Source organism: Pseudomonas sp. B33.4 (genome assembly GCF_034555375.1).
GTDB lineage: Bacteria > Pseudomonadota > Gammaproteobacteria > Pseudomonadales > Pseudomonadaceae > Aquipseudomonas.
Genome location: NZ_CP140706.1, coordinates 1,435,689 through 1,455,627, shown reverse-complemented (window position 1 = coordinate 1,455,627; position 19,939 = coordinate 1,435,689). Strand labels below are relative to the sequence as shown.

Below are 19,939 nucleotides of genomic sequence, written 5' to 3'. Positions count from 1 at the left end.
CACTGGTCAGGAGAAGTGGCACTTCGCAGGCCGGCAGGTAAAGTGACAAAACCTGAAGGACTCAGGAGCTTCACCCTTTCCGCTTCCGTCGTCGTAGTCGGTCCTCAAGCTGTGAGCCAGGTTGTCATCGGAAGACACCAACGATCACCGGAGGACCACCTCAATGATCTCTCGTCTCGCAACACCCGACTGGGACGCCAAGGCGTACCAGCAGTTTTCCCGTCTCAGGCAACGCCCAGTCCATGAATTGCTCGACCGTGTCGACCTGCCCAACCCGCAACGCATTTACGACCTTGGCTGCGGTACCGGCATTGCCACGCAGTTGTTGGCCGAACGCTGGCCGCGCGCGCAGTTGCAGGGCGTCGACAGCTCCACGCAGATGCTCGATGAAGCGCGCTGTCTGCCGATCCGGGCGCAGTGGAAGTGTTGCGATCTGCTCGACTGGCGGCCGGAGCAGCCAGCGGATCTGCTGCTCGCTGCCGCCGTACTGCACTTTATCGGGGGCCATGAAACGCTGCTGCCGCACCTGCTCGGTTATCTGAATCCCGGCGGTTGTCTGGCAGCGCACATGCCGGACTGGCGCGATGCGCTGTGGTATCGGCTGATGCTCGACACCCTCGAAGACGGCGGTCCCGGCGGCACGCCAATAGGCACACCAGAACTGCGTCAGCGCATGGCCGCACGGCCGTTGTTGGCACTGCAGGATTACTACCGTTTGCTCGCGCCGCTGACCTCGTCGCTGGATATCTGGGAGACCGAGCAGTTGCAGGTGGTCGACGGCAAGTCGCCGGTGTACGACTGGGTGAAGGTCTCGGCGCTGCGGCCGGTGATGCAGGCGCTGAGTCCAGAGGAACAGACGCGGTTTATCTATCACTATCTGATGCGGGTGCATGAGCATTATCCGCAGGAGGGGGATGGGCGTACGTTGTTTGCGTTCAAGCGGATATTTATTGTTGCCACCGTCTGATTTGTCGCGGCCACTATCGCTATCGCGAGCAGGCTCACTCCTACAGGGGAACGCATTCCAAATGTAGGAGTGAGCCTGCTCGCGATGGCGTCAGCCCGGCCAACGACTATTCTCGGGATTCAACACCCAGCTCATCCCAAACCGATTCAGCCAGATGAAACGTCGCATTCGCCGCCGGAATCCCGCAATAAATCGCGCTCTGCATAATCACTTCCTTGATCTCGCCGCGACTCACCCCATTATTGGCCGCCGCACGCAGATGCAGTTTCAGCTCACCCTCGCGGTTCATGCCGATCAACATGGCGATAGTGATCAGGCTGCGCGTGTGCCGAGGCAAGCCCGGACGCGTCCAGATATCGCCCCAGGCATGCCGGGTGATCATCTCCTGAAACTCCGAGTTGAACTCGGTCAGCGTGGTCAGGCTGCGATCGACATGCGCATCGCCCAACACCGCGCGGCGCACTTGCATGCCGTCGTCGTAACGTTGTTTCTCGTCCACGAAAATCCCCTTATCAGGCGTTTAGAAACGCCAACACGCGATCACTGAAATCGTCACCCGCCTGCACGTTCGACAGATGGGCCGCATAGAACTCGGCGTATTCGGCGTCGCGCACGTGTTCCTGAATGAAATGCCCACCGGACGGCGGCGTCACCGCATCTTCAGTGCCGGCAATCACCAGCAACGGCACGTTGATCGAAGCCAGTTGCTCGCGGAAATCGGCATCACGCACCGCTGCGCAGTTAGCCGCGTAACCTTCAGGCGAAGTGGCCGCGAGCATGTCGGTAATCTGCTTGGCCGCTGCCGGATGAGCAGCCGAAAAGTCCGGGGTAAACCAGCGGGCAATCGACGCATCGCGCAGCGCAACCATCGCCGCCGCACCATCGCGTAACACGGTTTCGATGCGTGGATTCCACACCGACGGATCGCCGATTTTTGCCGCAGTGTTGCAAACGATCAGCTTGTTCAGGCGATGCCCGGCGTTGATCCCCAGCCACTGGCCGATCAGGCCGCCCATCGACAAACCGCAAAAATGCGCGCGCTCGATGTGCAGCGCATCCAGCAGACCGAGCACATCGTGACCCAATTGCTCAATGCTGTAAGGCCCCGGCGTCACCAGCGATTCGCCGTGACCACGGGTGTCGAAACGCAGCACGCGAAAATGCTCGGTAAACGCCGGCATCTGTGCGTCCCACATGTGCAGGTCGGTGCCCAGCGAGTTGGACAGCACCAGCACCGGCGCAGCGACCGGGCCCTCGATTTGATAGTGCAGTTCGCCATCGGCGAGTTGAACGAAAGCCACAGCCCTCTCCTTTCAGACAGACAATGCGTTGTGTTCGGCCACCGCGCGCTCGACCCAGGTTTGTGCCTGGCCGAGGTAATGGGCGGGGTTCAGAAGATGATCGAGTTCAGCGCTGCTCAACTCGGCGGTGACTTGCGGTTCGTCACCGAGCACGGCGCGCAAATGGCGCTGTTCGGCCACCGCGCGTTTGCAGCATTGCTCAAGCAAATGATGCGCGGTGTCGCGGCCGACCCGTTGCGCGAGGACGATGCTGACGGCTTCGGCCAGCACCAGCCCCTGCGTCAATTCGAGGTTGCGCGCCATGCGCTCAGCGTCGACTTCCAGCCCTTGCGCCAACAAGCGAGCCTGTTGCAGCGAACCGGAAACAAGGCAGCAAATCTCCGGCAAGGTTTCCCATTCGGCATGCCACAGACCGAGGCTGCGTTCGTGCTCCTGCGGCATCGCGCTGAACAGCGTCGAAACCAGACCCGGCACACGTGTCGCCGCGCCGATCAACACCGCTGCGCCAACCGGATTGCGTTTGTGCGGCATGGTCGACGAACCGCCCTTGCCCGGCGCTGAAGGCTCAAAAACCTCAGCGGCTTCGGTCTGCATCAACAGGCTGATGTCGCGACCGAATTTGCCGAGGCTGCCGGCGATCAAACCGAGCACCGCACCGAACTCCACCACACGATCGCGCTGGGTGTGCCACGGTTGTTCCGGCAAGGTCAGTTGCAGTTCTTCGGCCAAGGTTTCTGCGATCGGCAACGCCTGTTCGCCCAACGCCGCGAGCGTCCCGGACGCGCCACCGAATTGCAGCACCAGCAAACGCGGTTTAAGTTCGCGCAGACGCTGACGGCTGCGAGTCACAGCGCCCAACCATCCGGCGATTTTCATGCCGAGGGTGACCGGCGTTGCGTGTTGCAGCCAGGTGCGCCCGGCCAGCGGCGTCGCCGCATGGCGTTGTGCTTGAACAGCAAGCGAATCGGCCAGTTGCGCCAGATCGCTTTCAATCAACTGCAGCGCCTGACGCAATTGCAGCACCAGCCCGGAATCCATCACGTCCTGACTGGTCGCGCCCAAATGCACATAGCGCTCAGCCTCGGCATCGGTGGCGGCGATCTGTTTGCCCAACGCCTTGACCAGCGGAATCGCCGAATTGCCGGCCGTGGCAATCGCCTCGCCCAGTGCTGCAAAGTCATACAGACCGGCGCTGCACGCCGCCGCAATCGGTGCCACGGCGGACATCGGAATCAATCCGACCCGCGCCTCGGCCCGGGCCAGCGCCGCTTCAAAGTCGAGCATGGCCTGCACGCGGCCCTGATCACAGAACACTTCACGCATATCGCGGGCAGTGAAATAGGCATCGAACAATTGATTGCCCGGTCGCTGAGTCATAAACAGTCCTTGCCGGCGCGGGCCATGACGGCCCGCGCGCATCGGGTTAGAGATCGTGGTGCAAGTACGCCGCCTGTTTCGGCAGGCGCAGGCTGAACAGGAAGGCGATCGCCATCATGGCTGTCACGTACCAGTAGAAGGAGTTTTCCATGCCGATGTTTTTCAGGCTCAGCGCGACGAATTCCGCCGAGCCGCCGAAGATCGCATTCGCCACTGCATAGGCCAGACCGACACCGAGGGCGCGGACTTCCGGCGGGAACATTTCGGCTTTCACCAAGCCACTGATCGAGGTGTAGAAACTGACAATCGCCAGCGCCACGGTGATCAGCACAAACGCCAGGAACGGGCTGCTGACGCTTTTCAGGCTCAACAGAATCGGCACGGTGAACAGCGTACCGAGCGCGCCGAACCAGAGCATTGAGTTACGTCGGCCGATCTTGTCGGCGAGCATGCCGAACAGCGGCTGCATGCACATATATAAGAAGAGCGCGCCGGTCATGATGTAGCTGGCGGTCTTGGCGTGCATGCCGGCGGTGTTCACCAGGTATTTCTGCATGTAGGTGGTGAAGGTGTAGAAAATCAGCGAACCACCGGCCGTGTAACCGAGCACGGTGATGAACGCGGCTTTGTGATCGCGGAACAGCGCGGCGATGCTGCCGGCATCTTTGTGCGCGCGGGTTTCCTTGTTGGTGGTTTCTTTCAAGCTGCGACGCAGGAAAAGCGAAATCAACGCCGCCACAGCTCCGACCACAAACGGAATCCGCCAGCCGTAGGCACGCAGGTCTTCCTCGGTGAGAAACTGCTGCAGGATCACCACCAGCGACACCGCCAGCAGTTGCCCGCCGATCAGGGTCACATACTGGAACGAGGCGAAAAATCCGCGCTGGCCCTTGAGGGCGACTTCGCTCATATAGGTCGCGGTGGTGCCGTACTCGCCGCCGACCGACAGGCCCTGCAGCAAGCGTGCGAACAACAGCAGGACCGGCGCCCAGACGCCGATGTCCTTGTAAGTCGGCAGGCAGGCGATCAGCAACGAACCGAAGCACATCATCAGAATCGAGATAAGCATCGAGTTCTTGCGTCCGTGCTTGTCGGCAACACGGCCGAAAATCCAGCCACCGATCGGGCGCATCAGGAAGCCGGCAGCGAACACGCCAGCCGTGTTGACCAGTTGCACCGTGGGGTTGTCGGAGGGGAAAAACGCCGGGGCGAAATAGATCGCGCAAAAGGCATAGACGTAGAAGTCGAACCATTCGACGAGGTTGCCGGACGAGGCGCCGACAATGGCAAAGATGCGCTTGCTGCGCTCTTCACCGGTGTAATGGGAGGTGGTGGTTGTCATTGTTTTTCACTCGATAGGGACAGTGAGAGTCTAGACATACTTTGCAACAGTCCCGTTCCACAGTTCCATCTGCAACACAGTTCTCACCTGTGGGAGCGAGCCTGCTCGCGAAGAGGGAGTGTCAGTCGACATTGATGTTGGCTGACCCACCGCTTTCGCGAGCAGGCTCGCTCCCACAGGGGATGGTGGTGATCGATTAATAATCGAAGAACACCGTCTCGGCATCAGTGCCCTGCAGGATTACATTCCACTGGTAAACACCCGAGGCGTCCTGCTTGGCCAGCAACGTACTACGACGCTCGGCCGGCACACATTCGAGCAACGGATCATCGACGTTGGCCGGCTCGCCTTCAAAGTAGATCCGCGTCAGCAAGTGCTTGACCAAGCCACGGGCAAACACCAGCACCACCAGATGCGGCGCCTGGGTCGAGCCTTTCAGCCCCTCAACCGTACCCGGTTTGATCGTGGTGAAACGGAAACGCCCTTCAGCGTCCACCGGCACCCGGCCAAAACCTTCAAAGTTCGGATCGAGCGGTTTGTCCTGCTCGTCTTCCGGGTGGTCGTACTTGCCGGCGGCATTCGCCTGCCAGACTTCAAGCATGGCATCGTTGACGACATCGCCATTGCCATCCACCACTTGCCCGGTGATTGCCACGCGCTCGCCGAGGGTTTGTTCGACGGTGAGGTCTTCGCGGTTCAGCCAGGTCAGGCCGATGTGGTAATACGGCCCGACGGTGTGGGACGTGGTCGCAGTCAGCGTCATCTTATTTCTCCATCGGCGTGGCTTCACGCCCGCGCAGCACGATGTCCCAGCGATAACCGAGGGCGTAGGACGGAATGGTTTTTTCCAGGTCGAAACGGGCGATCAGGCGTTCCTTGGCCGAGGTGTCCGGCACACAGTTGTAGATCGGGTCGTACGCCAGCAGCGGGTCGCCCGGGAAATACATTTGCGTGACCAGACGCGTGAGGATGCTCGGCCCGAACAGCGAAAAGTGGATATGCGCCGGGCGCCACGCGTTGTGGTGATTGCCCCACGGATAGGCGCCGGGCTTGATGGTCTGGAACTGATACCAGCCATCGGCGTCGGTGACGGTGCGGCCGGTGCCAGTGAAGTTCGGGTCCAGCGGCGCGTCGTGCAGGTCGCGCTTGTGGTTGTAACGACCGGCGGCGTTGGCCTGCCAGATCTCCACCAGAATTCCCGGCACCGGCAGACCATTTTCGTCGAGCACGCGGCCGTGAATGATGATGCGTTCGCCCTGCGGCTCGCCTTCATGCTGGGCGGTCAGGTCGTTATCGGTGTCGCCCACGCGCTCGGCGCCGATGGTCGGCCCGGTGATTTCCGACAGCGAGTGCGGCAGAAACACCAACGGCTTCGACGGCGAGCGCAGGTTGGTGGATTGATACGTCGGGTGCAGGTACTCAGGCTGAGTGCCTTCCTGCGGACGACGGTAACCAGGCTTGTCAGACATGTCGCTTTCCTCTGTTCTTTTTCGTCACGGCTTGCGTCAGACGCGTTCGATGGCCAAGGCCAGACCTTGGCCGACACCGACGCACATGGTCGCCAGACCTTTCTTGCCACCGGTCTTTTCCAACTGATGCAGCGCGGTCAGCACCAGACGCGCACCGCTCATGCCCAACGGGTGGCCGAGGGCAATCGCCCCACCGTTCGGGTTGACCTGCGCGGCGTCATCGGCCAGACCCAGTTCACGCAGCACCGCCAGGCCTTGGCTGGCAAACGCTTCGTTGAGTTCGATCACGTCGAAATCGCTGACGGCTACGCCGAGACGCTCAATCAATTTGCGCACCGCTGGCACCGGGCCGATGCCCATCACCCGAGGCGCGACACCGGCGCTGGCCATGCCGAGCACTTTGGCACGGGCGGTCAGACCGTGTTTTTTCACCGCTTCGGCGGAAGCCAGAATCAGCGCGGCGGCACCGTCGTTGACGCCAGAAGCATTGCCGGCGGTAACGGTTTTGTCCGGGCCGTTGACCGGTTTCAACTTGGTCAACGCTTCAATCGTGGTGTCGGCGCGCGGATGTTCGTCCTGGCTGACCACGGTTTCGCCCTTCTTGTGGGCAATCCGTACTTCAACAATTTCTTCGGCGAAGTAACCGGCAGCCTGCGCGGCGGCGGTACGTTGCTGACTGCGCAAAGCGAAAGCGTCCTGATCGGCGCGCGACACTTTATAGTCGTCGGCGACGTTGTCGGCGGTCTGCGGCATCGCGTCGACGCCGTACTGCGCCTTCATCAACGGGTTGATGAAACGCCAGCCGATGGTGGTGTCTTCCAGCTTCATATTGCGCGAGAACGCCGCGTCAGCCTTGCCCATCACGAACGGCGCGCGGGACATCGACTCGACACCGCCGGCAATCGCCAGCTCCATCTCGCCACTGGCAATCGCACGGAATGCGGTGCCGATGGCGTCCATGCCCGAGGCGCAAAGACGATTGAGGGTCACGCCCGGCACGCTTTCCGGCAGACCGGCCAGCAGCAGCGCCATACGCGCAACGTTGCGGTTGTCTTCACCGGCCTGGTTGGCGCAGCCGAGGAACACTTCGTCGATGGCGTTCCAGTCCACCGAGGGATTGCGCTCCATCAGGGCTTTGATCGGCACAGCGGCCAGGTCATCGGCGCGAACGGCGGACAGTCCGCCGCCGAAACGGCCGATCGGCGTGCGAATCGCGTCGCAGATATAAACGTCACGCATCATGCTTCTCCCGGTGCCTGGCCGTGGGCGGCCGCGGTGCGCGCTTCGAGATCGCGCAGCGCGGTCAGTTCGACGTCGGTCGGTTCAGCGGTGGTTTCAACGCTGTCAGCAAAACGAATCGCCCAACCGGTGGCTGCGACCACTTGCTCGCGGGTCACGCCCGGGTGCAGTGCGGTGACCACGAACTCGTGGGTGCCCTCTTCCGGCTCCATGATGCACAGGTCGGTGATGATCCCGACCGGCCCGGCGCCCGGCAGGCCCAGACGTTTGCGCGAATCGCCGCCCTCGCCATGACCGACCGAGGTGATGAAATCGAGCTTGTCGACAAACGAACGCGCCGACTGTTTAAGGATGATCAACACGCTTTTCGCCGAACCGGCAATTTCCGGCGCGCCACCGGCACCCGGCAGGCGCACTTTCGGCGAGAAATAATCGCCGACCACGGTGGTGTTGATGTTGCCGAAACGGTCGACCTGCGCGGCGCCGAGAAAACCGACGTCGATGCGCCCGCCCTGCAGCCAATAGCGAAAAATCTCACCGGTCGGGACGACGGTGTCGGCGGTTTCCGCCAATTCGCCGTCACCGATGGACAGCGGCAGCACGCTTGGCTTGGCGCCAATCGGGCCCGATTCATAGATCAGCACCACGTCCGGCGACGAGGTCAGGCGCGCGAGGTTGGCGGCTTTCGACGGCAGGCCGATACCGACGAAGCACACCGAGCCGTTCTTCAGGCGACGGGCCGCAGCGACGGTCATCATTTCATTGGTGGTGTAAGTCATTACTTGGCCTCCGAAGCAGCGGCCAACTTGGCCTGGAACTCGCTGAAGTCAGCGCAGCCATGGATGTATTCGTTGATCCACGCGGTAAACGTCTCACGGTCGCGGGCGATCGGATCCCACGCCTGATAGAAACGATTGTCGCGCTCGTTGTAACCGTGGGCGTAGGACGGATGTGCACCGCCGGGTACATGGCAGACTGCGCTCAAGGCCCAGGTCGGCAAGACGCAGGAGTTCATCGGTGCGTTGAGGTTGTCGACGATTTCTTCAACGGTGACGATGCAGCGTTTAGCGGCCAGTGCGGCTTCTTTCTGTACACCAAGAATGCCCCACAGCAGCACGTTGCCCTGGCGGTCGGCTTTCTGTGCGTGGATCACGGTCACGTCCGGGCGCACCGACGGTACGGCCGCCAACACTTCACCGGTGAACGGGCAAGTCACGGTTTTGATCAGCGGATTGACCTTCGGCAGGTCGGAACCGGCGTAGGCGCGCAGAACTGCGAACGGTAGGCCGGAAGCGCCGGCGACGTAGGCATTCGCCAGGTCGGCGTGGCTGTGTTCTTCGATTTCCAGTGGCTGCGGCCATTGTTTCTCGACCGCATCGCGCAGACGGTGCAGCGAACCGACGCCCGGGTTACCGCCCCAGGAGAAAATCAGTTTGCGGGCGCAACCGGCCCCGATCAGTTGGTCGTAGATCAGGTCAGGTGTCATCCGCACCAGCGTCAGATCTTTCTTGCCCTGACGAATGATTTCATGACCCGCTGCGGTAGGGATCAAGTGAGTGAAGCCTTCGAGTGCGACGGTGTCGCCGTCGTTGACGAATTGCTTCACCGCGTCGTGCAGCGAAAGGATCTCAGCCATGGAGCGGGCTCCTGTTTTTGTAATGAATCGCCAGTGATAAAAAGGCGCGAGGTTCAGCGCCGGAGTCACTGCAGATTAAGCCTGGGAAATTCGCCAAACAATCCGATAATCGACTGAGCGTTCGTTTATCGAACAGATTGTTGTCAGCCTATCGGTTCGTGTTGCCTGCAAAAGATCGCAGCCTTCGGCAGCTCCTACAGGGTTACGCGTTCACATGTAGGAGCTGCCGAAGGCTGCGATCTTTTCGCTTTACATCGAAATATCAGGTCGCATCCGCATGACTGACCATACCCTTGATCAGCACCGCAGCCGTGGCCAATGCCGCCGGAATCACCAACGCCGTCAACACCTGCTCGAAATTCCAGCCCAACCCCAGCAACGTCGCGCCCATCCACGCCCCGAGAATGGCGCCAAAGCGGCCAATCCCCAACATCCACGAGACACCCGTCGCGCGACCCTGCGTTGGATAGAAACGCGCCGCCAGCGACGGCATCGCCGATTGCGCGCCGTTCACGCACATCCCCGCCACCAGCACCAAAGTCGCCAGCAAGGTAATGTTGCCCAGGCTCTGCCCCACCGCGTAGGCAAACACCCCGGCCAGCAGGTAGAAAGTGCCGATGACCTTGTGCGGATTGAAGCGATCCATCGCCCATCCCACACCGACCGCGCTCAATACCCCGCCGAACTGGAACAACGCACCGATAAATGCGGCTTGCTCCATGCTAGCGCCACTGTCACGCATCAACGTCGGTAGCCAACTGGTCAGTAGATAGACAATCACCAGGCCCATGAAATAGGTCAGCCACAGCAGCAAGGTGCCGGTGCTGTAAGTGCCGGAGAAGATCACTGCGAACACATTGCGCGCCTTGACGGTTTTCTGTTCCGGCACACTGAAACTCGAGGCTTGGGCGACAGCGACTGGATCAATCGGCGCCAGGGTCTTGCGTATTTTGTCGGTGCCACGATTGCGCACGACCAGATAGCGCGCCGATTCCGGCAACCAGAACAGCAGCACCACGGCGAGAATCAGCGGCAAAATCCCACCGATCAACAACAGGCTGTGCCAGCCGAACGCTGGTATCAACTTGGCGGAAATAAACCCGCCACCGGCCATGCCGAGGTTGAAACCGCAGAACATGCTGGTGACCAGCAGCGATTTCTTGCGCTCCGGGGTGTATTCCGAGAGCAGAGTTGTGGCATTCGGCATCCCCGCGCCCAAGCCAAGGCCAGTGAGGAAGCGCAGCACCAGCAGTTGCTCAACGTTGGTGCTGTACGCCGACGCCAGGCTGAAAGAACCGAACAGAACCACCGCGCCAACGAGTACCACTTTGCGCCCGAAGCGGTCAGCCAAAGGACCGGAACCCAGTGCGCCGAAAACCATGCCGATCAACGCGGCACTCATCACCGGGCCGAGGCTGGCGCGGTCGATGCCCCAGTCCTGCGACAGCGCCGGGGCAATGAAGCCCATCGCGGCGGTGTCGAGGCCATCGAGGAAGACAATCAGGAAACACAGGATCACCACCCGCCACTGATAGCGCGAGATCGGTTGGGCATTGATGAAGGTCTGCACGTCGAGGCAGTTACCCACAGCGGACTGAGGCTGGTTCATTATTTTTATTCCACGCAAAAAACGCAGTCGAACGGCGGCCGGCCAAAACACGGCACGGTCACAAGAATAGAAGGTCTGGATCAGGCGTTGCGGTGAACCCGGCAACAGGGGATGGGGCGGAGACAGTCGGGGAGCATGCGCATGGTGAGTTGCCTCTTGTCATTATTATGGGAGTCGACAGTCCGGCGGGCTCATTCACATCAGCGCCGGATGACGCTGCCGCGACATTAATGATCCAAGGGTTTTAGCGTCAATTCGATAAACGCAACACTGTGCGTTTATCGAACAGCTTCATCAGGCGAACAACTGCGCGCTGAGGTCGCGGCTGGCGCTGAGCAGGCCCGGCAGGACGCGTTGTTCCAGCTCGGTACGGCTGACGCGGCCGGCGTGGGTGCTGACATTGAGCGCCGCAACAACCTGGCCGGAAGCGTCGTAGACCGGCACGGCAATCGAACGCAGACCCTGCTCCAGTTCCTGATCGACGATGCACCAGCCTTGCTGCCGTACTTCTTGCAGGCATTCGAGCAAAGCGTCTGGCGTATGGATCGTGCGACTGGTCTTGGCCACCAGTTCGGCGTGATCGAGGTATTCACGCAGCGAAGTGTCATCAAGTGCCGCCAGCAGAATCCGCCCCATCGACGTGCAGTACGCCGGCAAACGCCCGCCCACTGACAGGTCCACCGAAATCAGCCGCTGAGTCGTCGCCGAACGCGCGATATAGAGGATGTCATCACCCTCCAGTGTGGCCATGTTGCAGGCTTCGTGCAGTTGCTCGCTCATCCGGTCCAGATAAGGCTGGGCGGATACCGCCAATGGCGTCGACGACAGATACGCGTGGCCGAGGGTCAGCACTTTGGGCAGCAAAGAATAGGTGCGCCCGTCGGTGGTCGCGTAACCGAGTTTGATCAGCGTATGCAGGCAGCGGCGCACGGCGGCGCGGGGAATTTCCGTGCGGTGGCTGATCTGGGCGATGGTCAGATGACGCTTGCGCTCCTGAAACGCCTGTACCACCGCCAGGCCCCGGGCCAGCGAGGTCATGAAGTCCGGATCACCGGTCAGCGCCTGGATGCGTTTGGCCGGCGAGGCGACGATCGGCGGCGCCACAGAGGTGAAGGAATTGCGCATTTGATCGTTCATTTCTTGTCCTTTTATCCGGCACGGATCAATGGGCTATACAAGCGGCTTGCCGACAAATGCACAAGCATCGGACCTGCAACATCGGGCGATTATCGAACCGTCGACCGATAATCGCAATCAACGGTTGCGGCCCGTTCATGCTCCTTTCCGGGTTTACTCAACTTCTCTCGTTATCCGAATCACGGCCTTAGTTGTTCGACTAAATGGCGCCAAAAACCGATCGCTCGCCCAATAAGGGCCAGCACGCACTTCAACTAGCGACAAAAGTTGCGAGTCACAAAACAATCACACATCCAGAACCGTTTTTAACTTGGCAAAGATAGTCATTCCTGAATCGACCGCTATAATGCACCTCAGTGGCACCTCGTTCTTAATCACCGGGGTCGTCACCCGCTGAGGCGATGTCCATCGCCAACAGCCCGGCCAGCGCCTGACGCGCATCACTCATGCAATGCCTGCGCTCGCTGAAACAGGAAACTGATGCTGCGTCAGTTTTTATCTGGTGCCGTAGCCGCCTGTAACACGGAAGTCTTGATCGCCCCACTGATTACACCAATACCTGCCCAGGTGTTGGGTGCTCGGTGGCCTCGTTCAATCGATTCGTTGCAGTGCGTTTCACCAGACATTTAACTCAACTCATACAGGTAGCACTGTGACGAAAGACGAACTGCGCGCGGAACTTGAGCGCCAGGAACAACGTTACAAGGAAGTTTACGGCGGGGAAGTCACCACCTACGCCGCTCAGCCCGAACCGGAACGCAAAGCGTGGCGCAAACGCCCGACCGTTCAGGATCAGGTCTTCAAGCAAGAAATCGAAAAGATCGAAAAGGAACTCAAAGCCGAAGAGCCTTGAACCACGGTTTTTGTATCTTTTGAAGGTTTGCGTCCACACCGGTTACAAGCGCGGTGGAACGACGATGCCTTGCGCGCCCGCTACCCGCGGGCAGCGGCCATGACCCGGTCTGGCCGACTGAGAACGGGCGTCCTACAGGTTTCACAGATATTTCAGACAAGCGTTTGATACCTTGCTGCCTCGCTTAAATCATCTGCAAATTCAGTGTTTTATCAAGTAAATCAACCACTTGAAAAACCCTGCACAACGCTTGGTTTTCATGTGCTGCAACAAATTAAATCGAAGAAGTGTGTAACCGATGAGCAGGTAGGGGATCGATTTCCAGTCTTTTCTGGCATAATCGCGCCCCCTTACGACCGGGTCAGAAAACCTTCATGATCGATTTATTCAGCGGACTGGATGCTTGGGTGCTTGTGAGCCTCTTGCTCGCCCTGACGTTTGTCCTCGCCTTCGAGTTCATCAATGGATTTCATGACACCGCTAACGCGGTAGCCACTGTTATCTACACCAAAGCCATGCCGCCCCACCTGGCGGTGTTCTTTTCCGGTGTGTTCAATTTCCTCGGCGTGCTGCTGGGTGGCGTTGGCGTGGCGTATGCCATCGTCCATTTGCTCCCGGTTGAACTGCTGATCAATGTGAACACCGGCCATGGTCTGGCGATGGTGTTCTCGTTGCTCGCCGCGGCAATCGCCTGGAACCTGGGCACCTGGTACTTCGGTATCCCGGCTTCCAGCTCGCACACCTTGATCGGCTCGATCCTCGGTGTCGGCCTGGCCAACGCCTTGATCAACGATATTCCGTTGGCCGACGGCGTGAACTGGCAGAAAGCGATCGATATCGGCGCCTCGCTGGTGTTTTCGCCGATGGCGGGTTTCCTGGTCGCGGCACTGGTGTTGATCGGCCTTAAATGGTGGCGCCCGCTGTCGAAGATGCACAAGACGCCGGAACAGCGTCGCAAGATCGACGACAAGAAGCACCCGCCGTTCTGGAACCGCCTGATGTTGATCATGTCCGCCATGGCCATGAGCTTCGTGCACGGCTCCAACGACGGTCAGAAAGGTATCGGCCTGATCATGCTCGTGCTGATCGGTATCGTGCCCGCACAGTTCGTACTCGACCTGAACAGCACCACCTACCAGATCGAACGTACTCGCGATGCGACACTGCACCTGAGCCAGTTCTACCAGCGTAACTCCGCCACCCTCGGCGAGTTCCTGGCACTGGGCAAAAGTGTAGAAGGCGACCTGCCGGAAAAATTCAGCTGCAACCCGCAGCAGACCGAACCGACCATCGCTGCCTTGCTGCACACCCTTAAAGGTGTAACGGACTACCACTCGCTGCCGTCTGAAAGCCGCATCGAAGTTCGTCGCTACCTGCTGTGTCTGGACGACACCGCGAAGAAGGTCGCCAAGCTGCCGGGCCTTGAGTCCCGCGAAAAGGCTGACCTGGACAAGCTGCGCAAAGACCTGACCACCACCACCGAATACGCCCCGTTCTGGGTGATTCTGGCGGTGGCACTGGCCTTGGGTCTGGGCACCATGGTCGGCTGGAAACGTGTGGTACTGACCATCGGCGAGAAGATCGGCAAGCAAGGCATGACCTATGCCCAAGGCATGTCGGCTCAGATCACTGCTGCCACCATGATTGGCCTGGCCAACATTTTCAGCCTGCCTGTGTCCACCACTCACGTCCTGTCCTCGGGTGTGGCTGGCACCATGGTCGCCAACAAGAGCGGCCTGCAGGGTGGCACGGTTCGCACGATTCTGTTGGCTTGGGTGTTGACCTTGCCGGCGACGGTTGCGCTGTCGGCTGGTTTGTTCTGGCTGGCTTCGAAGGCGCTGGGTAGTTGATCGATAGCTGAAACGAGAAAGGCGCGATTCTTGGGGATCGCGCCTTTTTTTTGGTTTGGGTTTGGTTTGTGGGCATATCCGTTGCTGCGGGTGTTGCCGCTGGCGGTTTCGCTCTTACAGCGAGTCACCTTTTCCAAACGCCGAAAAGGTAACCCAAAAGGCTTTGCCCCGGCGTACGGCACTTCGCTGAGGCTCAGTGTTCCCTCGCTACGGTGTCCATCCGGGGGCATCGCCTACGGTTTGCTTCGCTGCACCTCCTCTCGATGTATGCGGCTGCGCCGCACGGCGCTGCGCGCCTACCCCCGGATGAACACCTCCGCTCGGCCTGCCGATGGGGCAAAAAATCAAAAGCCGAAGCAAGATCAAGAGCCAGATCAAAAGCCCCTCACCCTAGCCCTCTCCCGGAGGGAGAGGGAACTGACCGTGGTGTCTGGGGGAGCTACGCCGACTTGAAATACCGAGTCGAACCCAGATTCCGAAACAGATCAAAAGCCCCTCACCCTAGCCCTCTCCCGGAGGGAGAGGGGACTGGCCGAGGTGTTTGGGAGAGCTACGCCGACGTGAAATACCGAGTCGAACACACATTTTGAAAAGCTCAAAAATCGGCTCCCTCTTCCTCGGGAGAGGGCTGGGGTAAGGGGCGAATCCACCACAAACCCAAAGCCGACCACGCCCCGCCCTTCACCACTCAAGGCCGAGTGTCAGCTCGCCTGCTCTTGATCTTGATCCACGAACGACGTCGGCAGGCTGAGTGGAGGGATTGATCCGGGCGTGGGAGCGCAGCGACCGTTTGGCGCAGCCAAACACAGCGAGAGGAGGTGCAGCGAAGCAAACCGTAGGCGCTGCGCCCGGATCGATCCCGCAGCGAAGGAACCCCGAGCCCCAGCGAGCGGGCCGCACGTAGGAGCAAGCGTTTTTTGCTTACTTTTTTAGGCGCTTGTAAAAAAGTGAGTCGCCGTAAGGGCGAAACCGCCAGTGGCAACCTCCGAAAAAACGGATATACACACAAAACCACCCAAAGCCTGGTCGGCCCACAGGCCGCCAAGGCAAAAAAAAAGGGGCAACCGAAGTCGCCCCAAAATGCCTTGCGTGCTCATCAATCCAGAAGAATCACTTCTTGCGCTTATTCGCATCCTTCCAGATAAAAAATCCAAACCCTGCAAAAAACAGAACCATCAGCCCTACAGTCAGGACCCCGGCAAACACCACGTTATCGAAAAACATGACTGGCCTCCTGGCCCCTGCTCTGCTGCGATGGACCTAAGTTACCAAACACACAGGCGCACAAATTGACCGGGATCAATACCAGCAAGGAAGGGAGATAAAGGAGGGAAATTAAATGACCTGCATCAACAGATGCAGGGGCAGATCAACGCTTTTTCGGCTTGTTCTTCGACTTTTTCTTGGTTTTTCCCAGCGGCATCGCCTGCTCGAACGCCTGGCGCACTTCGTTAAGCCTCTTCTCTTTAATGTCATGCACACGCTTGGCGCGCTCAGTGCTGAGGTCAATCAGTTTGTCGTCTTGGCTCATGGCGTCAGTACATCACTTGAAAGAATCACAACTGCCACATCACCGGCAGGACTGCGCCAATAATGCAGCCTCAGCCGCGCGCTGACCAGCCGGCTAGCCTCCCGCGGTAAAACGCCTCAGATCTCGATATCGACCCACAAGCCCTGACGCGGCTGATCTTCCATCAGCGGCACCACCGGCACGGTGTTGTCGGCATTGAGTTCAGTGCCAGGCACCGCCAGGTGTTCTTCCGGGTCTTCATCGGCTTCGCGGCGACGGCGATCACGCTCCTGCTGGCGGCGCTGCTCTTCACGCGCCAGCAGTCGATCCTCTTCCGGATCGCGCTTTTGCAGATCGATCGTGCTTTCGTTGGAGCTTTCCTGCACCGGCACCACCGGCGGAATGTCCGGCCGCTGGCGGATCGGATCCTGCTGGGAAGTGATCGGCACAGCGCTCAGGGGGAGCATCGGTGGCAACATATAAAGGGTCTCCTGTCTGCAGGCTATCGGCTTGGGCGATGATGGCTTGAGCCGTCGGTCGCAAACTTGTGACCGGGTTGGCACTGTAGGAGCTGCCGCAGGCTGCGATCTTTTAATGGGACAACACGGGTTCCAAGTGTTCCCCCGAGATCAAAAGATCGCAGCCTTCGGCAGCTCCTACCCCAGTATTCCTTTGGCCTCAGGGTCGCATTCCGTTAAGATAGCCCGCTTTTTCAAGGTGGGAGTCAGGCAGCATGGCGCAGCAGTATCAACCGGGGCAACGCTGGATCAGTGACAGCGAAGCAGAGCTTGGTTTAGGCACCGTTCTGGCACAGGACGGCCGCTTGTTGACCGTGCTTTACCCGGCCACTGGCGAAACCCGCCAGTACGCGCTACGGAATGCGCCCCTGACCCGCGTGCGGTTCTCGCCGGGTGACAGCATTACCCACTTCGAAGGCTGGAAGATGACCGTGCAGCAAGTCGACGATGTCGACGGGCTGATGGTCTATCACGGTCTCAACGGGCAGAACGAAGCCGTCACCCTGCCGGAAACCCAGCTGTCGAACTTCATCCAGTTCCGTCTGGCCAGCGACCGTCTGTTCGCCGGGCAGATCGACCCGCTGGCGTGGTTCTCGCTGCGTTACAACACCCTCGAACACACCAGCCGCCAGTTGCAATCTTCGCTCTGGGGCCTGGGCGGCGTGCGTGCGCAACCGATCGCGCACCAGTTGCACATCGCCCGTGAAGTCGCCGACCGTATCGCGCCACGTGTATTGCTGGCGGACGAAGTGGGTCTGGGTAAAACGATCGAAGCCGGTCTGGTGATCCATCGCCAACTGCTCTCGGGCCGCGCCAGCCGCGTGCTGATCCTCGTCCCGGAAAACCTTCAGCACCAGTGGCTGGTGGAGATGCGCCGCCGCTTCAACCTGCAGGTCGCGCTGTTCGACGAAGAACGCTTTATCGAAAGCGATGCCAGCAACCCGTTCGAAGACACCCAACTGGCGCTGGTAGCGCTGGAATGGCTGGTCGACGACGAGAAAGCGCAGGACGCACTGTTCGCTGCCGGTTGGGATCTGCTGGTGGTCGACGAAGCGCACCACCTGGTCTGGCACGAAGAAAAGGCCAGCCCGGAATACACCCTGGTCGAGCAACTGGCGGAAACCATCCCGGGCGTGTTGCTGCTCACCGCTACCCCGGAACAACTCGGTCAGGACAGCCACTTCGCCCGTCTGCGCTTGCTCGATCCAAACCGTTTCCACGACCTGGCTGCGTTCCGCGCCGAGAGCGACAACTATCGCCCGGTGGCCGAAGCCGTGCAGGAGCTGCTCGACAAGGGCCGTCTCTCGGCCAAGGCACACAAGACCATTCAGGGTTTCCTCGGCAACGAAGGCGAAGCCTTGCTCACTGCGGTCAACGATGGCGACACCGAAGCCAGCGCGCGCCTCGTGCGTGAACTGCTCGATCGCCACGGCACTGGCCGCGTGCTGTTCCGTAATACCCGTGCTGCCGTGCAGGGTTTCCCGGAGCGCAAACTGCATCCGTACCCGCTGCCGTGCCCGGACGAATACCTCGAACTGCCGCTGGGCGAACACGCCGAGCTGTACCCGGAAGTCAGCTTCCAGGCGCAACCGGACGCCAGCGAAGAAGAGCGCTGGTGGAAATTCGACCCGCGCGTCGAGTGGCTGATCGATCAGCTGAAAATGCTCAAACGCACCAAAGTGCTGGTGATCTGCGCCCACGCCGAAACCGCGATGGACCTGGAAGACGCCTTGCGCGTGCGTTCCGGCATCCCGGCCACGGTGTTCCATGAAGGCATGAACATCCTTGAGCGTGACCGCGCCGCCGCCTACTTCGCGGATGAAGAGTTTGGCGCGCAAGTGCTGATCTGCTCGGAAATCGGCAGTGAAGGTCGTAACTTCCAGTTCGCTCATCACCTGGTGCTGTTCGATCTGCCGTCACACCCGGACCTGCTCGAGCAGCGTATCGGTCGACTCGACCGGATCGGCCAGAAGCACATCATCGAACTGCACGTGCCGTACCTGGAAACCAGCCCGCAAGAGCGCCTGTTCCAGTGGTACCACGAAGCGCTGAACGCGTTCCTCAACACGTGCCCGACCGGCAATGCCTTGCAGCATCAGTTCGGCCCGCGCCTGCTGCCGCTGCTCGAAGAGGCTGACGACGGCGAGTGGCAAGCGCTGATCGACGAAGCGCGCAGCGAGCGCGAGCGTCTGGAAGCCGAGCTGCACACCGGCCGTGACCGTCTGCTGGAGCTCAACTCCGGCGGCGCGGGCGAAGGTGAAGCGCTGGTCGAGGACATTCTTGAGCAAGACGATCAGTTCGCCCTGCCGATCTACATGGAAACCCTGTTCGACGCATTCGGCATCGACAGCGAAGACCATTCGGAAAACGCCCTGATCCTCAAGCCGAGCGAGAAGATGCTCGACGCCAGTTTCCCGCTGGGCGACGACGAAGGCGTGACCATCACTTACGACCGCAATCAGGCGCTGTCGCGCGAAGACATGCAGTTCATCACCTGGGAACACCCGATGGTGCAGGGCGGCATGGACCTGGTGCTGTCCGGTTCGATGGGCAACACCGCCGTCGCGCTGATCAAGAACAAGGCACTGAAGCCGGGCACCGTACTGCTGGAATTGCTGTATGTCAGCGAAGTGGTTGCCCCGCGTTCGCTGCAACTGGGCCGTTACCTGCCGCCGGCCGCCCTGCGCTGCCTGCTCGATGCCAACGGCAACGACCTCTCGGCTCGCGTCTCGTTTGAAACCCTGAACGACCAGCTGGAAAGCGTGCCGCGTGCCAGCGCCAACAAGTTCATCCAGGCCCAGCGTGATCAGCTGACGCCACGGATCAACGCCGGTGAAGACAAGATCGCCCCACGTCACGCCGAGCGCGTGGCCGAGGCCCGTCGCCGTCTGGCGGCCGACACCGACGAAGAACTGGCGCGCCTGACTGCGTTGCAAGCGGTCAACCCGACCGTGCGTGACAGCGAACTGGATGCGCTGCGCCAACAGCGTGAGCAGGGTCTGGCGATGCTGGATAAGGCTGCGTTGCGACTGGAAGCGATTCGGGTGTTGGTAGCGGGCTAAACTGCCCTGCTCCAGCGCTGAAAACAAGAAGGCCCGCAGTGATGCGGGCCTTTTTTGTTGCCTGTGATT

Annotated in this window: 18 protein-coding genes; 4 read left to right on the top strand and 14 right to left on the bottom strand. The window is 60.3% G+C overall.

What is annotated here, in order from left to right:
• Window positions 1–163 precede the first annotated feature (163 nt).
• Window positions 164–967, top strand: a complete 804-nt coding sequence (locus U6037_RS06440; protein ID WP_322846167.1) for a methyltransferase domain-containing protein — start codon at window positions 164–166, stop codon at window positions 965–967.
• Window positions 968–1,073: 106 nt separating this feature from the next.
• On the opposite strand, the gene pcaC is transcribed toward U6037_RS06440, so the two are convergent.
• From pcaC to pcaR, 11 genes are all read right to left on the bottom strand, one after another.
• Window positions 1,074–1,466 (bottom strand): 4-carboxymuconolactone decarboxylase, encoded by a 393-nt coding sequence (gene pcaC, locus U6037_RS06435; RefSeq protein ID WP_025110738.1) that lies wholly within the window; start codon window positions 1,464–1,466, stop codon window positions 1,074–1,076.
• A gap of 13 nt (window positions 1,467–1,479) precedes the next feature.
• Window positions 1,480–2,268, bottom strand: a complete 789-nt coding sequence (pcaD, locus tag U6037_RS06430; RefSeq protein ID WP_322846166.1) for a 3-oxoadipate enol-lactonase — start codon at window positions 2,266–2,268, stop codon at window positions 1,480–1,482.
• Between the two features lie 12 nt (window positions 2,269–2,280).
• The gene (locus U6037_RS06425) at window positions 2,281–3,645 is read right to left on the bottom strand and encodes a 3-carboxy-cis,cis-muconate cycloisomerase (RefSeq protein WP_322846165.1); all 1,365 of its coding nucleotides are present in this window, start codon (window positions 3,643–3,645) and stop codon (window positions 2,281–2,283) included.
• 46 nt (window positions 3,646–3,691) lie between these two features.
• On the bottom strand, window positions 3,692–4,987 hold the full coding sequence (locus tag U6037_RS06420) for an MFS family transporter (protein ID WP_180699771.1): 1,296 nt from the start codon (window positions 4,985–4,987) through the stop codon (window positions 3,692–3,694).
• Window positions 4,988–5,183: 196 nt separating this feature from the next.
• On the bottom strand, window positions 5,184–5,750 hold the full coding sequence (gene pcaG, locus U6037_RS06415; RefSeq protein WP_322846164.1) for a protocatechuate 3,4-dioxygenase subunit alpha: 567 nt from the start codon (window positions 5,748–5,750) through the stop codon (window positions 5,184–5,186).
• A gap of 1 nt (window position 5,751) precedes the next feature.
• Window positions 5,752–6,456 carry a protocatechuate 3,4-dioxygenase subunit beta gene (gene pcaH / locus U6037_RS06410; protein WP_016982815.1) on the bottom strand — a complete coding sequence of 235 codons (705 nt, stop codon included), beginning with the start codon at window positions 6,454–6,456 and terminating at the stop codon, window positions 5,752–5,754.
• A gap of 36 nt (window positions 6,457–6,492) precedes the next feature.
• Window positions 6,493–7,698 carry a 3-oxoadipyl-CoA thiolase gene (gene pcaF / locus U6037_RS06405; RefSeq protein ID WP_258709367.1) on the bottom strand — a complete coding sequence of 402 codons (1,206 nt, stop codon included), beginning with the start codon at window positions 7,696–7,698 and terminating at the stop codon, window positions 6,493–6,495.
• A complete protein-coding gene (locus U6037_RS06400; protein ID WP_016982817.1) occupies window positions 7,695–8,474 on the bottom strand; it encodes a CoA-transferase subunit beta in 780 nt (259 codons plus the stop codon). The genes pcaF and U6037_RS06400 overlap by 4 nt, the downstream gene beginning before the upstream one ends.
• Window positions 8,474–9,331 carry a CoA transferase subunit A gene (locus U6037_RS06395; RefSeq protein ID WP_053117863.1) on the bottom strand — a complete coding sequence of 286 codons (858 nt, stop codon included), beginning with the start codon at window positions 9,329–9,331 and terminating at the stop codon, window positions 8,474–8,476. The genes U6037_RS06400 and U6037_RS06395 overlap by 1 nt, the downstream gene beginning before the upstream one ends.
• 262 nt (window positions 9,332–9,593) lie before the next feature.
• Window positions 9,594–10,940, bottom strand: coding sequence for an MFS transporter (locus U6037_RS06390; RefSeq protein WP_322846163.1), 1,347 nt, complete (start codon window positions 10,938–10,940; stop codon window positions 9,594–9,596).
• Window positions 10,941–11,234: 294 nt separating this feature from the next.
• The gene (gene pcaR / locus U6037_RS06385; RefSeq protein ID WP_322846162.1) at window positions 11,235–12,077 is read right to left on the bottom strand and encodes a pca regulon transcriptional regulator PcaR; all 843 of its coding nucleotides are present in this window, start codon (window positions 12,075–12,077) and stop codon (window positions 11,235–11,237) included.
• Window positions 12,078–12,729: 652 nt separating this feature from the next.
• On the opposite strand from pcaR, the gene U6037_RS06380 reads away from it, so the two are divergent.
• A complete protein-coding gene (locus U6037_RS06380) occupies window positions 12,730–12,930 on the top strand; it encodes a hypothetical protein (protein WP_008080067.1) in 201 nt (66 codons plus the stop codon).
• A gap of 374 nt (window positions 12,931–13,304) precedes the next feature.
• Window positions 13,305–14,780, top strand: a complete 1,476-nt coding sequence (locus tag U6037_RS06375) for an inorganic phosphate transporter (RefSeq protein WP_322846161.1) — start codon at window positions 13,305–13,307, stop codon at window positions 14,778–14,780.
• Window positions 14,781–15,890: 1,110 nt separating this feature from the next.
• On the opposite strand, the gene ccoM is transcribed toward U6037_RS06375, so the two are convergent.
• From ccoM to U6037_RS06360, 3 genes are all read right to left on the bottom strand, one after another.
• Window positions 15,891–16,004 carry a cytochrome c oxidase subunit CcoM gene (gene ccoM / locus U6037_RS06370; protein ID WP_003222396.1) on the bottom strand — a complete coding sequence of 38 codons (114 nt, stop codon included), beginning with the start codon at window positions 16,002–16,004 and terminating at the stop codon, window positions 15,891–15,893.
• Between the two features lie 145 nt (window positions 16,005–16,149).
• The gene (locus U6037_RS06365; protein ID WP_201227655.1) at window positions 16,150–16,311 is read right to left on the bottom strand and encodes a hypothetical protein; all 162 of its coding nucleotides are present in this window, start codon (window positions 16,309–16,311) and stop codon (window positions 16,150–16,152) included.
• A gap of 116 nt (window positions 16,312–16,427) precedes the next feature.
• On the bottom strand, window positions 16,428–16,769 hold the full coding sequence (locus U6037_RS06360) for a hypothetical protein (RefSeq protein ID WP_003222394.1): 342 nt from the start codon (window positions 16,767–16,769) through the stop codon (window positions 16,428–16,430).
• 254 nt (window positions 16,770–17,023) lie between these two features.
• Between U6037_RS06360 and rapA the strand changes: the two genes are divergently transcribed.
• Complete coding sequence (rapA, locus tag U6037_RS06355; protein ID WP_322846160.1) at window positions 17,024–19,870, top strand: RNA polymerase-associated protein RapA; 2,847 nt, start codon at window positions 17,024–17,026, stop codon at window positions 19,868–19,870.
• Window positions 19,871–19,939: the final 69 nt, after the last annotated feature.

Coding starts and splice junctions, on each gene's coding strand:
- U6037_RS06395 (WP_053117863.1), bottom strand. CDS start 9,331: ATGGCTGAGATCCTTTCGCTGCACGACGCGGTGAAGCAATTCGTCAAC.
- pcaF (WP_258709367.1), bottom strand. CDS start 7,698: ATGATGCGTGACGTTTATATCTGCGACGCGATTCGCACGCCGATCGGC.
- pcaR (WP_322846162.1), bottom strand. CDS start 12,077: ATGAACGATCAAATGCGCAATTCCTTCACCTCTGTGGCGCCGCCGATC.
- ccoM (WP_003222396.1), bottom strand. CDS start 16,004: ATGTTTTTCGATAACGTGGTGTTTGCCGGGGTCCTGACTGTAGGGCTG.
- rapA (WP_322846160.1), top strand. CDS start 17,024: ATGGCGCAGCAGTATCAACCGGGGCAACGCTGGATCAGTGACAGCGAA.
- U6037_RS06420 (WP_180699771.1), bottom strand. CDS start 4,987: ATGACAACCACCACCTCCCATTACACCGGTGAAGAGCGCAGCAAGCGC.
- U6037_RS06365 (WP_201227655.1), bottom strand. CDS start 16,311: ATGAGCCAAGACGACAAACTGATTGACCTCAGCACTGAGCGCGCCAAG.
- U6037_RS06360 (WP_003222394.1), bottom strand. CDS start 16,769: ATGTTGCCACCGATGCTCCCCCTGAGCGCTGTGCCGATCACTTCCCAG.
- pcaH (WP_016982815.1), bottom strand. CDS start 6,456: ATGTCTGACAAGCCTGGTTACCGTCGTCCGCAGGAAGGCACTCAGCCT.
- pcaG (WP_322846164.1), bottom strand. CDS start 5,750: ATGACGCTGACTGCGACCACGTCCCACACCGTCGGGCCGTATTACCAC.
- U6037_RS06375 (WP_322846161.1), top strand. CDS start 13,305: ATGATCGATTTATTCAGCGGACTGGATGCTTGGGTGCTTGTGAGCCTC.
- U6037_RS06400 (WP_016982817.1), bottom strand. CDS start 8,474: ATGACTTACACCACCAATGAAATGATGACCGTCGCTGCGGCCCGTCGC.
- U6037_RS06425 (WP_322846165.1), bottom strand. CDS start 3,645: ATGACTCAGCGACCGGGCAATCAATTGTTCGATGCCTATTTCACTGCC.
- U6037_RS06390 (WP_322846163.1), bottom strand. CDS start 10,940: ATGAACCAGCCTCAGTCCGCTGTGGGTAACTGCCTCGACGTGCAGACC.
- U6037_RS06440 (WP_322846167.1), top strand. CDS start 164: ATGATCTCTCGTCTCGCAACACCCGACTGGGACGCCAAGGCGTACCAG.